This window comes from Stakelama pacifica, assembly GCF_004361835.1.
Classification (GTDB): Bacteria; Pseudomonadota; Alphaproteobacteria; order Sphingomonadales; family Sphingomonadaceae; genus Sphingomonas; species Sphingomonas pacifica.
The window spans coordinates 1-12,505 of sequence record NZ_SNWD01000020.1; the positions used below are offsets into that span (position 1 = coordinate 1).

Here is a 12,505-nt window from a genome sequence, read left to right on the forward strand (position 1 = left end):
ACCAAATCAAATCACTCATGGCAGCGCCTCCTCACGCCGCCAGTGAATCAATCGATCGGGCCGTTCGCAAGCAATTTAATAGGTCCTGAGCCTAGAATAGGAGAGATGGATATAACAGCCTTCTCCCGGCAATCGGTTTTAGAAGGATGCCATTATCCGACAGATTTGGCATCTGCGCCTCGATCACTTCCTCCTTAATCAAAACACCGGCTGTTCCGGGTCGCCATCCTTCACCGGCGTGTGAATCCCGCACTCGGTCTTGTCCCAGCCGCTCCAGCGGCCGGAGCGGGGGTCTTCGCCGGGCTTTACCTTGCTGGTGCACGGAGCGCAGCCGATCGAGGGATAGCCTTGCGCTTCCAGCGGGTGGCGGGGCAGGTCGTGGGCTTCGAAATAGGCGTCGATGTCCGCCTTTACCCAGTCGATCAGCGGATTGACCTTTAGCCGGTCGCCATCGAGTTCGAAGCGCGGCAGCGCGGCGCGGGTCGAGGACTGGAACGCCTTTCGCCCGGTAATGCTGGCGTCGAGGGGGGCAAGCGCCTTTTCCAGCGGCGCGACCTTTCGAATGCCGCAGCAGCCATCGGGATCATAGGACCAGCGCAGCCCGTTTTCGTCGCGCGCGGCAAGCTCCGCTGCATCGGGGCGCAGGATTTGCAGATTGGTGAGGCCGAGCCGTTCGACCAGCAGGTCGCGATATTCGAGCGTTTCGGGGAAATGCTTTTCGGTATCGAGGAACAGCACGGGGGTCGCCGGGTCGGCTTTCGCCACCAGATGCAGCAGCACCGCCGATTCCGCGCCGAAGGACGACACCACCGCGACATCGCCCAGCATCGATTCACGAAGCGCTGTATTCAGCATGTCCTGCGTATCGCGGCCACGAAACATATTGTTGAGCCGGTGCGCGTCCGCCGCGGTGAAGCGGGGGGCGGTGTCGATCCGGTCGATCTTGCGGGCGGCGGCCTCAACCATGGCGCAATCTCCATACCGGCGTGCGGTCGTCCGCAGCCGATTGATATACATTGTCGTAGCGGGTGAGCGCGCGGTCGAGCGCGGCGCGGTCGATATCCGCAGCGGGGGCGAAACTGTCGAAGCCGCAGCGGCGCATCAGCGGGATCTGATCGACCAGCACATCGCCCTCGGCGCGCAATTCGCCGGTATAGCCCGCTTCGCGCAGGATACGCGCGGTCGAATAGCCGCGCCCGTCGCGATAGGCGGGGAAGCTGACCTCGATCAGGCGGAGGCGGTCGAGATGGGGGAGGAGGTCGCGGACATCCTCTCCCGATTCCACGCGGACCGCGCCCGCATTGGACTGACCCAGAAAGGCGTCGAGGGTCACCGCGGGTTCGTCATGCGGTTCGTCGTCGCGGAAATAGAGGAAATCAGCCATAAAGCGCCTCCTTGAACGGTTCCATGCCGACCCGGCGATAGGTGTCGACAAAACGCTCGCCCTGTTCGCGCGCGCCGAGATAGACATTGGTCACGGTTTCGACCGCATCGACGATACCGGCTTCGTCGAAACCGGGGCCGGTGATCTTGGCGAGGCTGACATCCTCCGCCCCCGATCCGCCGAGCAGAAGCTGGTAGTTTTCGGTGCCTTTCCGGTCGACGCCAAGGATGCCGATATGCCCGGCATGATGGTGCCCGCAGGCGTTGATGCAGCCGGAGATTTTGAGCTTGAGCTCGCCCAGATCGCGCTGACGCCCGGCATCGGCGAAGCGTTCGGCGATTTTCTGCGCGATCGGGATCGAGCGGGCGTTGGCGAGGCTGCAATAATCAAGGCCGGGACAGGCGATGATATCGCTGATCAGGTCGAGATTGGCCTCGGCAAGGCCTGCTTGGTTAAGCGCCTGCCACAGGGCGTAGAGATCGGCCTTTTTGACATGCGGCAGGACGATGTTCTGCGCATGGGTGACGCGCAGTTCGTCAAAGCTGTAGCGCTCGGCAAGGTCGGCCATCAGGTCCATCTGATCGGCGGAGGCATCGCCGGGGATGCCGCCGACCGGCTTCAGGCTGATCGTCGCCATGGCATAGCCGGGCTGTTTATGCTGCCCCACATTCTGATCGAGCCAGAGCGCGAAATCGGGGTCGCTGCGGTCGACCGTGTCGGGCGCGTCCGCTTCGAAGGCGGGCGGCGCGAAATAGGCGGCGATGCGCTCGAACTCGGCGAGCGGGGGATCGATGTCCTGCTTGTCGAGCGCGGCATATTCCGCCTCGACCTGCCGGACATATTCCTCGACGCCGAGCGCGTTGATCAGGATCTTGATCCGCGCCTTGTACATATTGTCGCGGCGGCCGTGGCGGTTATAGACGCGGATGCACGCTTCGAGATAGCTCAGCAGGTTGGTGACGGGGACGAAGTCCTTGATTTCCTTGCCGATGACCGGGGTGCGCCCCATGCCTCCCCCTGCGAAGATGCGCGCGCCGAAGCTGCCGTCGCGCTCGACGATCTGGATGCCGATATCGTGCAGGCGCATCGCCGCGCGGTCTTCGTCCGACGCGATGACGGCGAATTTGAACTTGCGCGGGAGGTACGTGAATTCGGGGTGGAAGCTCGACCATTGGCGCAGCAGTTCGGCCCAGGGGCGCGGGTCGGTGACTTCGTCGGCGGCGGCTCCTGCGAACTGGTCGGACGAGATGTTGCGGATGCAATTGCCGCTGGTCTGGATCGCGTGCATCTCCACCGTCGCGAGATCGGCGAGAATGTCGGGCGCGTCGTCCAGCTTGATCCAGTTATATTGCAGGTTCTGGCGGGTGGTGAAATGGCCGTAGCCACGATCATATTTGCGCGCGATGGTGGCGAGCATGTGCATCTGCCGCCCGTCGAGCGTGCCATAGGGGATGGCGACGCGCAGCATATAGGCGTGGAGTTGCAGATACAGGCCGTTCATCAGGCGAAGCGGCTTGAACTGATCCTCGGTCAGCGCGCCCGACAAGCGGCGCTCCACCTGATCGCGAAATTCCTCGACGCGCGTGTCGACGAGATTCTGGTCATATTGGTCGTAACGATACATTTCAGATCACCCAGTTGCCGGCTTCAGGGTCGGCGGGTTTGAGCGTTAGGTCGGGGCGAATGGTGGGGCCGAGCGCGCGGATACGGTCCTTGATATGCGCAGGGCGCGGGCCGGTTTCGGTCATTTCGCCGTCGATGACGTAAGGCGTGTTGACGCGGCGCGCGCCCTCTTCGGCCTGAGCGATCGCTTCGCCCTGATCGCCGACATCGCTCGCGTCCTCGATATGGCGCGACCAGTCGCTGCCAGTCCACCACACCACATCGCCGGTTCCCAGATCGTTTCCGGTCAGGATCTTCACGTCATCGTCTCCGCAATCTTTGCCCAGCGGGCCAGTTTGTCCTCGGCATCGCTGAGCGTCACCACTTCGCCCACCACGATGATCGCGGGGCTCTTCACCTTTTCGCGCGCCACCATCGCGCCGAGATCGGCGAGCAGCGTACGGATCGCGCGTGCGCCGGGCAGCGTGCCGCGCTCCAGCACCGCGACCGGCATGTCGGGGGCGACGCCGTCGGCCATCAGCTTTTCGGCGATATCGGGGGCGGTGGCGACGCCCATATAGATGACGAGCGTGCGACCCGTGCCCGCAAGGCCCGACCAGTTCTGATCGGACAGTCCCTTGCACTGGCCCGCGACGAAGGAAACCGCGCTCGAAAAATCGCGATGGGTGAGGGGGAGGTTCGCCTCCGCCGCGCAGCCCAGCGCCGAGGATATGCCGGGGATCACCTCGACCGCGATACCGGCGGCGCGCAGTGCCTCCATCTCCTCACCGCCGCGTCCGAAAACGAAGGGATCGCCGCCCTTCAGCCGAACCACGGTAGCACCGGTCCGCGCGCTTTCGACGAGCAGATCGTTGATCGAGTCTTGCGGCAGCGTATGGCGCGCGCGCTTCTTGGCCACCGAAATACGCCGCGCTGAAGCAGGCGCGAGATCGAGCACGCGCGGATCGACCAGCCCGTCATGCACCACAATATCGGCAGCGCCGATCGCACGCGCGGCGCGCACCGTCAGCAGATCGGGATCGCCGGGACCCGCGCCGACGAGCAGGACGCGGCCATGCGCCGCAGAGTCGATAGGAATAGCCATGGCAGGAGACATGATCGCGCAGGCCACGGGAAACAAGCCAGCGATGCTTGGGGGGCGGGTAGATCAGCTTGGCATGACCGCCGGATGCCGCGAAGACCGACCTTTCATATGGTGCCGACGGCAAGCAATCCGGAGCGCCACGCCGCCCGCGGCCTCGCATCACCCCGCTCCGTGCAACCATCGCGGCATACGCTAAAGGCCCCGGCTTCCGCCGGGGCGACGATGGGGTGTGTTTTGGGTTGGGCGACGGCAGACGGTAGCGGCCCCGGCCTCCGCCGGGGCGACGGTGTGATGGGTTTTGAGTTGGTTGGTGGCGGACGGTAGCGGCCCCGGCTTCCGCCGGGGCGACGATGGGGTGTGTTTTGGGTTGGGTGGCGGCCGACGGTAGTGACCCCGGCCTGCGCCGGGGCGACGATTGTGGAAATCGCTTTCATACAAGCCGCTAAACCCATGCGTCGCCCCGGCGCAGGCCGGGGCCGCAGCCGTTTGGCACCACTTCACCCCGACTCCGCTGCGACGAGCGCAGCGACACCCGCGAGCTCCAAACGGACGCGGCAATCCGGCAGCGGCGTTTCACTGGATCGCCGCGCGGCTACGCCGCTCGCGATGACGATACCGGCAGTGGGTCAGGCTTATTGCAGGTCGGCGTTCAGACGCCCAGGCGGACGTCCAGAAAGGCGGGGATCGGGCCGTTCCAGTCGATTGCGGCGCCCTCTTCGCGCGGCGACCGGATCGCCGATGCCGGTTCGGACGGCGCTGCCGGTTCCGCAGCATCAGCCTTGCGCGGTGACTTCGCAGGAGCGGGTGCTGCCTTGCGCGACGGGCCTATCGGCGCGGCATCGGCTTTGTCCGCCGACGCGCTGCGACGCCGGCTCGCGCTCTTCTTCGGCGCAGCGCTCGCCGCTTCGGCTTCGGTCTCACGCTTCGCCGATGCGCGCTTGCGGCGCGGGCTCGCACTTTCGCTTTCCTGCGCCTCGCTATCGGGAGCGGCGGCGAGCGGATTGGCGATTCGCTCGATCTTCTGACCGATCAGCTTTTCGATATTGTCGATATTCTCGGCATCTTCGGGCGTGACCAGCGTATAGGCAATGCCGGTCGCGCCGCCGCGCCCGGTGCGCCCGATGCGATGGACATAATCGTCGGGATGCCAGGGCGCGTCGAAATTGAACACATGGCTGACGCCCTTCACGTCGAGGCCGCGCGCGGCGACATCGGACGCGACAAGGATGTTGACCTTGTTGCTCTTGAACAATTCCAGCTCGGCAAGGCGAGCGGGCTGATCCATATCGCCATGGATTTCGCCGGACGAGAAGCCCGAGCGTTTCAGGCTCTTGTTCAGCTCACGCACCGTCGTCTTGCGATTGCAGAAGATGATGGCGTTGCGAACCTCGTCCTGCCGCAGCAGCGTACGCAGCGTCTCGCGCTTCTTGTCCTGCCGGACGGGAACCGCGATCTGCTTGATATTGATGTTCGTCGTCGCCGGACGCGCCACCTCGATCGTCTTCGGATTTTCGAGGAATTTGTCGGCGAGCTTCTTGATCGGCGGCGGCATGGTCGCCGAAAAGAGCAGCGTTTGCCGCTGTTTGGGCAGCTTCGTGCAGATATTCTCGATATCGGGGATGAACCCCATGTCGAGCATCCGGTCCGCTTCATCGATCACCAGCAGCGAACAGCCGGTGAGCAGGATATTGCCGCGTTCGAACAGGTCCATCAGCCGGCCGGGAGTAGCGATCAGCACGTCGACTCCCTTTTCCAGCGCCTTGATCTGATCGCCCATCGACACGCCGCCGATCAGCAGCGCCATTTCCAGCTTGTGATGCTTGCCGTATTTCTCGAAATTCTCGGCCACCTGATGCGCCAGTTCGCGCGTCGGTTCGAGGATCAGCGAACGCGGCATGCGTGCCCGGCTGCGCCCATGCGCGAGGATATCGATCATCGGCAGCACGAAGGACGCGGTCTTGCCCGTGCCGGTTTGCGCCACGCCGATCACGTCGCGCATCATCAGGACGCTGGGAATCGCGCTCGCCTGAATCGGAGTCGGCTCGTCATAGCCGGCATCGTTTACCGCGCGAAGAAGTTCATCGGAGAGGCCGAGATCGGCAAATTTCATTAGCATACCGGAAAAGGCGGCGAAGATACGCCGGAATAAGGATGCCGCGCTCGCGGATTTTGCTGCGAATGTCAAGCTTCGCAGGCGAAAAGCCTATCGTTCGGCGACCATCTGTCGAAAGTTTTCGATCTCGCAACTGCCGCCCGCGCGCGAGCGAATCGAATCGCGGCGGGCGCATATCTTTCCGTCTTCGCCCGGCAGCATGTAAAAGCCCGAGTAGAAATCGAGCGCCGGGCAGTCCGATCCCAGCTTCGCGCGCAGCCGGTCGCCGTTGCGCAGCATCAGATCGACCGAATGATCGTCAGTGATCGCCGCGCCGACGAAATCGCTCACCCGATGGCATTTGTCGGCCCTTTTTTCACGCCAGCGCACCGGCTTTTCCCGCATCATCGTGACATGCGGATCGCGAATGCGCGGAATGCGGATGATGATGCGCTGATGCAACGTCACCTGCGCGGTCGCGACCGCCCCATATAGTGAGGCGGCGCCAATACAGGTCGCACCTGACAGGGCAAGAAGGGCGAGATGAATGGAACGCACGGACGCGGAAGATAGCGACCGCAATTTAACCCCCGATGAATTGGCGTGGGACCATCGTCATGCTAGCCCTTCGACCATGGTTTCTTCTTCGCAAAAAGCGCTGATCGATTTCGCGCGCGAGCGGCTGGGCGAGCGCGGGGTGGTCGTGGATCGGGACGATCTCGCTCCCTGGCTGACCGACTGGCGCGGCCGCTATCATGGCGATGCGCCGGCTTTGTTGCAGCCCGATACGCTCGCCGATGTCGCGGCGATACTGGAGCGCGCCAACGCGCTGGGCGTCGCGCTGGTGCCGCAGGGGGGCAATACGTCGATGGTCGGCGGGGCGACCCCGCCCGCCGACGGCAGCGCGCTGATCCTGTCGCTGCGGCGGATGAACCGCATTCGCCGGATCGATGCCGATCAGAATCTCGCGGTGGCGGAGGCCGGGGTGATTCTTCAGAACCTGCACGAAGCGGCGGAGGCGCAAGGGCGGCGCTTTCCGCTGACGCTGGGCGCGCGGGGCAGCGCGACGATCGGCGGGCTGGTGTCGACCAATGCCGGGGGAACGCAGGTGCTTCGCCACGGAACGATGCGCGCACTGGTTGCAGGGGTCGAGGCGGTGCTGCCCGACGGGGCGATCCATGACGGGCTCGCGCCGCTGAAAAAGGATAATCGCGGCTATGATCTCAACCAGCTGCTGATCGGGGCTGAGGGAACGCTCGGCATCATCACCGCCGCGACGCTTCGGCTGGTGCCCGCTATCGCCCGGCGGGCGGTGGCATGGGTGGGGCTCGACCATCCGCGAACCGCGCTGAACCTGCTCCGCCGGATCGAGGCGCGCACCGATGCGATAGAGAGTTTCGAGATCATTCCCGGCGATTCGCTCGCGCTGGTGCTCTCGGCGATTCCGGATACCCGCGCGCCTTTGGCGAGCGAGCATCGCTGGCATGTGCTGATCGAGGCGGTGAGCGGGGAGGGGGAGGAACTCGACCCGAAAAAGCTGCTCGAAACCGTGCTCGCCGATGCGTTCGAGGCGGGCATGGCCGAGGATGCGGTGATCGCGGCGAGCGAGAGCCAGGCCGAGGCGCTGTGGAAACTGCGCCATTCGCTTTCAGAGGCCGAACGCTCGGCGGGTCCGGCGGTGCAGCACGATATCTCGGTACCGGTTGCCGCCATGCCCGATTTCATGATCGATGCAGCGCGCGAGGCGGAGGCACGCTTTCCCGGCACCCATGCCACCGCCTTCGGCCATCTGGGCGACGGCAATGTCCATTTCCATGTCCGCGCACCGCAAGGGGCCGGGTGGGATCGCTGGTATGCGCAGGAGGCGGAGACGATCTCGCGCTTCGTCAACGATCTGGTGGTCGCGGCGGGCGGATCGATCTCCGCTGAACATGGGATCGGGCAGATGAAGCTGCACGAGCTGGAGCGGTTGGGCTCGCCCGCCCGGCTTTCGATGCTGCGCGCGGTGAAGGCGGCGATCGATCCGCGCGCAATTTGTAATCCGGGTAAATTGGTATCGCTTGCGCCCGCTTCGCGCGGAACATAGGAAGCGAACCGAAGGTTCAATTCAGGAGATTTTCATGGCGACCGCGCCGCAAGACCAATCGCTTCCGCTTTTTTATAAGGATCTGAGGCCGCTTTCGTCGCAGGAGCATGCGAAGTTCCGGTTGAAATCGACCGATAAAGCGCCGTTCGTTAAGGACACGCACGCGGTTCCGCTGACCGTCGAGGAGTTCCCGATGGTGCAGCGCCGGATGCCGATCGTCTTTTCGATGGGCGATGAGCCGGTTCCGCTGGCGCTGATGGGCCTGAACGAGGGCGTGAACCTGTTCTTCGACGAGGAAGGCAAGATGACTGAGGAGGCTTACCTCCCGGCTTATGTCCGCCGCTATCCCTTCCTGCTGGCCAAGCTGCGTCCCGATGCCGACGAACTGTCGCTTTGCTTCGATCCCACGTCGGAGATCATCGGCGAGTTCGAAGAAGGCGAAGCGCTGTTCACTGAGGACAAGCCCTCCGACTTCACCAAGGCGGTTCTGGAATTCAACGAGAATTTCGAACAGGCGGGGCAGCGTACCGGCCAGTTCATGCGCGAGCTGAAGGATCTGGGCCTGCTGATGGACGGCGAAGTGTCGATCCAGCCCGAAGGCGCGCCGCAGCCGTTCATCTATCGCGGTTTCCAGATGGTCGATGAGAAGAAGCTCAACGAGATGCGCGGCGATCAGCTTCGCAAGATCGTGCAGAACGGCATGCTGCCGCTGATCTATGCCCATCTGATGTCGCTCAGCCTGATGCGCGATCTGTTCGCCAAGCAGATGAGCACGGGCCGTATGCCGCAGCCCCAGGCGCAGGTCTGATGTCATGACGGGTATCGGACCGGCCGGGCGGCGCTATTCGCGCGGAGCAATCGCGTTTCACTGGGCGATCGCGATACTCGTCATCCTCAACCTTATTTTCGGGCTGTTGCACGAATCGCTGCTGGAGGGGCTAGGCGTCATGCCCCTCCACTTCGAAATCGGGATTACCGTGCTGGTGCTCAGCATCGGGCGGCTGATCTGGCGGCTGACCCACCGGGTGCCGCCGTCGCCCTACCATATGGCGGGATGGGAGCGGGTGCTCTCGCTCGCCGTCCACTGGATTTTTTACGCGCTGATCATCCTGATGCCGCTCAGCGGATGGGCGATGATGTCGGGCGGGCCGCGCCCGCATCAGGTGAACTGGTTCGGGCTGTTCGACCTGCCGCTTTTGCCGGTTACCGGTACCTTTTCCGGCGCAAGTCACGAGTTTCACGAGATATTCGGCATCGCCATGGCGGTGCTGGTCGTGATCCATATCGCCGCTGCGCTGCGGCATCAGTTCATTTTGCGCGACGGGGTGCTGGGCCGGATGCTGCCGGGCGTCGAACCGAAGCATTTTTAGCGATCAATGGTGCTTGAAGGCACGGTGCATCCGCCTATATAGTTGGTACGCGATCTCGTGTTCCCCCCCCTTTCGCGGGATCGTGCGGCACGCTTTCGGGCGTGTCTCCTCCCTGAACCTTGGCCACCTCGCGCATCGCGCGAGGTGGTTTTTTTATTCGGCTGCCGCGCTGCCCGGAATTGCTTCATCGCACACCGAAGTCACGATGCGCCGCAGCATGGCGATCGTGCGGGTCGCGCCTGCACCAAGCTCCGCGCCATCCGCATCCAGATAGCGGCTGCGGTCGATCTCGATCTGGATCGCATGGATACCCCGTTCGGGCGCGCCATGCGTGTCGAGAATGTGCCCGCCGGCATAAGGCGTATTGATCTCCACCGTCATTCCGGAGCGGATGACGGCGCCCTGCGCCGCCGCGACGAAACGGTCCGACGCGCTTTTGCCGAAGCGGTCGCCGAGCACGACAGACGGCGGGGCCGCCCCGGCAAGGCGCGGCATCGAATGGATGTCGAGCAGGATGACGATGCCGAAGCGGCTGCGCGCCGCGCGCAGCAACGCGGCCAGTGCGGCATGATAAGGGCGGTGGTCGTGCGCGATCCGTTCGTCGATCTCCGCGCGGGTGAAGCGCCGGTTCCAGATATGATCGACCCCGCTGCTCCGACGTGGCACCAGCCCCAGCCCCGCGCGCAGCTTGGCGCTGGTCCGCGGCAGCGACTGGCGCGACGCATCCGCCTCCACCTGCGGATCACGCTCCCATTCGGCGCGGTTGAGGTCGATCCACGCCCGCGGGCGCGTCGCCACGATCGCGCTCTCGTCGCCACGCGCGGCGAGCGCAAGCATATCGACCAGCCGATCCTCCAGCGGCAGCAGCCTGGCCGGCGGAACGTTCAGCGCAGCGCGCAGTTCGGCCGGATAGGTGCGCCCGGCATGCGGAACAGAAAGAACCACCGGAGAGACCGGCAGGTCGGGCCCGACTATACGATAGGGGGAAGGATCGTCCGCTTGCACGGCCGGGAGGCTAGGCCGGGTGGGGGAAGCTGACAAGCGCCGGACCGGGACTGGAAATCAGATGGTTCTGGTGCATATTGGCACGGACGCGAACGGGATTGGTGATGCGCAGAATTTTACTGGCCGAAGATGAAACAGGAATGCGCGAATATCTGACGCGCGCGCTGGAGCGGGCAGGCTATGTCGTGACTGCGGTCGATTGCGGCACTGCTGCGATACCGTTTCTGGAAAAAGAGCAGTTCCATCTGCTGCTGACCGATATCGTGATGCCCGAAATGGACGGGATCGAGCTGGCGCAGCGGGCGGGGGAGATCGCTCCTGAGATGCGCGTGATGTTCATCACCGGATTTGCGGGCGTCACGCTGCGCGCCGGGGATTCGGTGCCGAATGCGCGGGTTTTGTCGAAGCCGTTTCACCTTCGCGAACTGGTTGCCGAGGTCGATCGCATGTTTGAACCGGGCGTCGTGCCGGGCGGCCGCGCATAATTTTTCACGAAAGCGCGAACAGGGGGTTGTCAGGGGGGTGAACCCCGGCTAGATCGCCCCACCTCGGGCGTGTAGCTCAGTGGTAGAGCACTGTGTTGACATCGCAGGGGTCGCAAGTTCAATCCTTGCCACGCCCACCATAAAAAGCCCGCTGGCGTTCCGCGTCAGCGGGCTTTTTTCGTATCCGGAGCACTTCCGCAAATGGTCTCCGGCTCTCCGGCTTCACGCTGAAAATCGGGGCGATCTCCGACGCTGCCGGGCAGATATCGGTGCTGCGAGCGCGATCTGCCGCGCTGGTCGGGCGATCCGAAGACGTTGCAGATCGTGCCGATGCAGGGACAGGGGAGGCGGCAGCACAGCGCCCCGGTCGCCGGTCAAACTCGCTCTGCTTCCCTACCTGCAGGCAAGGCAACGCTGAGCGGCGGGTGCGCGCTTCGGAAAATTCGTGTTGCCACGGATAATCAATAAATGGCGACCTTTAGCTCGTTTGCTTGGGGCGCGGGAATGACAGCCTGGACGGTTGCTGCTGACCAAGGCGTCGGTTCACACCAACGCGCCCCGAAACGCATGGGCCGGAGACGGCCCGCCGGGCGGTCTTTGTCAGACCTGCCCCATTCCTCCATCAACGAACAGTTCCGCTCCAGTGGTGAAGCTCGCCTCGTCGCTGAGCAAAAACAAAGTAGCTGCTGCGACTTCCTCCGGTCTCGCCATGCGGCCGAGCGGGATCGGTGCGATCAGAGCCGCGCGCACATCGTCGGGGACGCGCGCCATCATCTCCGTGTCGGTGGGCCCCGGCGCCACCACGTTCACCCGAATGCCTCGTGGCGCGAGCTCCGTCGCCCATGTGCGAGCGTAGGATCGCAGGGCCGCCTTTGTCGCGGCGTACGTGCCGTAACCTGAGACACTGATCGATCCCGCTACCGACCCCATCAGCACGACGCTGCTCCCGTCGCGAAGTATGTCGAGCGCAGACTTCAGACCATATACGGCGCCCCCGACATTCACGGCGAAGTGTCGGTCGAAATGGTCGGTGGTGATGTCGGCGAGCGGCGCGGGCTCGCTGAGGCCGGCGTTGAGGACCATGGCATCGATATGGCCATGCACGTCCCGGATCGTGGCCATGATGCGCTCCAGATCCTGCGGCGATCCGGCGTCGGCGACAAGGCCGATCGCCTCGTGGCCGATCTGCTCAACCGCCAGATCGACCTCATTGGCTGCGCGACCGGTGATGATTACTGCAGCGCCTTCCACCGCGAGCCTCTTCGCCACCGCCAGCCCGATACCCTTCGCACCGCCGACCACCAGCGCCACCTTGTCCGTCATTTGATTCATTTGTCATTATCCGTCCCGATGAAGACGGGTCACTAGATATACGA

The 12,505-nt window shown here is 64.0% G+C and carries 13 protein-coding genes and 1 tRNA gene; 5 read left to right on the forward strand and 9 right to left on the reverse strand.

Features of this window, described 5'->3' with window-relative positions; all coding sequences use genetic code 11:
- Positions 1–198: 198 nt before the first annotated feature.
- The 7 genes from EV664_RS18030 to EV664_RS18060 all read right to left on the reverse strand — a co-directional run bounded on the left by EV664_RS18030 (position 199) and on the right by EV664_RS18060 (position 6,741).
- Positions 199–966 carry a phosphoadenylyl-sulfate reductase gene (locus EV664_RS18030; protein ID WP_133497078.1) on the reverse strand — a complete coding sequence of 256 codons (768 nt, stop codon included), beginning with the start codon at positions 964–966 and terminating at the stop codon, positions 199–201.
- Positions 959–1,384, reverse strand: coding sequence for a DUF934 domain-containing protein (locus EV664_RS18035; RefSeq protein WP_133497079.1), 426 nt, complete (start codon positions 1,382–1,384; stop codon positions 959–961). Before EV664_RS18035 ends, EV664_RS18030 begins: the two co-directional genes overlap by 8 nt.
- Positions 1,377–3,008, reverse strand: a complete 1,632-nt coding sequence (locus tag EV664_RS18040) for a nitrite/sulfite reductase (RefSeq protein ID WP_133497080.1) — start codon at positions 3,006–3,008, stop codon at positions 1,377–1,379. The genes EV664_RS18035 and EV664_RS18040 overlap by 8 nt, the downstream gene beginning before the upstream one ends.
- Position 3,009: 1 nt before the next feature.
- On the reverse strand, positions 3,010–3,306 hold the full coding sequence (locus EV664_RS18045; RefSeq protein ID WP_133497081.1) for a DUF2849 domain-containing protein: 297 nt from the start codon (positions 3,304–3,306) through the stop codon (positions 3,010–3,012).
- Entirely contained in the window at positions 3,303–4,091 is a 789-nt protein-coding gene (gene cobA, locus EV664_RS18050; RefSeq protein ID WP_133497082.1) for a uroporphyrinogen-III C-methyltransferase, read from the reverse strand. The genes EV664_RS18045 and cobA overlap by 4 nt, the downstream gene beginning before the upstream one ends.
- A 649-nt stretch (positions 4,092–4,740) precedes the next feature.
- A complete protein-coding gene (locus EV664_RS18055) occupies positions 4,741–6,201 on the reverse strand; it encodes a DEAD/DEAH box helicase (protein ID WP_133497083.1) in 1,461 nt (486 codons plus the stop codon).
- A 93-nt stretch (positions 6,202–6,294) separates the two neighbouring features.
- The gene (locus EV664_RS18060; RefSeq protein ID WP_133497084.1) at positions 6,295–6,741 is read right to left on the reverse strand and encodes a hypothetical protein; all 447 of its coding nucleotides are present in this window, start codon (positions 6,739–6,741) and stop codon (positions 6,295–6,297) included.
- Positions 6,742–6,817: 76 nt separating this feature from the next.
- Between EV664_RS18060 and EV664_RS18065 the strand changes: the two genes are divergently transcribed.
- From EV664_RS18065 to EV664_RS18075, 3 genes are read left to right on the forward strand one after another with little or no spacing between them, the layout of a single operon-like run.
- Positions 6,818–8,269 (forward strand): FAD-binding oxidoreductase, encoded by a 1,452-nt coding sequence (locus EV664_RS18065; protein WP_133497085.1) that lies wholly within the window; start codon positions 6,818–6,820, stop codon positions 8,267–8,269.
- 34 nt (positions 8,270–8,303) lie between these two features.
- A complete protein-coding gene (locus EV664_RS18070) occupies positions 8,304–9,077 on the forward strand; it encodes a SapC family protein (RefSeq protein WP_133497086.1) in 774 nt (257 codons plus the stop codon).
- Between the two features lie 4 nt (positions 9,078–9,081).
- Positions 9,082–9,639 carry a cytochrome b gene (locus EV664_RS18075; protein WP_133497087.1) on the forward strand — a complete coding sequence of 186 codons (558 nt, stop codon included), beginning with the start codon at positions 9,082–9,084 and terminating at the stop codon, positions 9,637–9,639.
- Between the two features lie 153 nt (positions 9,640–9,792).
- Here EV664_RS18075 and EV664_RS18080 read toward each other — a convergent pair whose 3' ends face one another.
- Complete coding sequence (locus EV664_RS18080; protein WP_229668382.1) at positions 9,793–10,584, reverse strand: N-formylglutamate amidohydrolase; 792 nt, start codon at positions 10,582–10,584, stop codon at positions 9,793–9,795.
- 164 nt (positions 10,585–10,748) lie between these two features.
- Here EV664_RS18080 and cpdR point away from each other — a divergent pair, with 164 nt between their 5' ends.
- Both cpdR and EV664_RS18090 read left to right on the forward strand, forming a co-directional pair.
- A complete protein-coding gene (cpdR, locus tag EV664_RS18085) occupies positions 10,749–11,129 on the forward strand; it encodes a cell cycle two-component system response regulator CpdR (RefSeq protein ID WP_133497088.1) in 381 nt (126 codons plus the stop codon).
- Between the two features lie 65 nt (positions 11,130–11,194).
- Positions 11,195–11,269 (forward strand) — tRNA-Val (locus EV664_RS18090).
- A gap of 460 nt (positions 11,270–11,729) precedes the next feature.
- Here EV664_RS18090 and EV664_RS18095 read toward each other — a convergent pair.
- Positions 11,730–12,461, reverse strand: coding sequence for an SDR family NAD(P)-dependent oxidoreductase (locus tag EV664_RS18095; RefSeq protein WP_133497089.1), 732 nt, complete (start codon positions 12,459–12,461; stop codon positions 11,730–11,732).
- Positions 12,462–12,505: the final 44 nt, after the last annotated feature.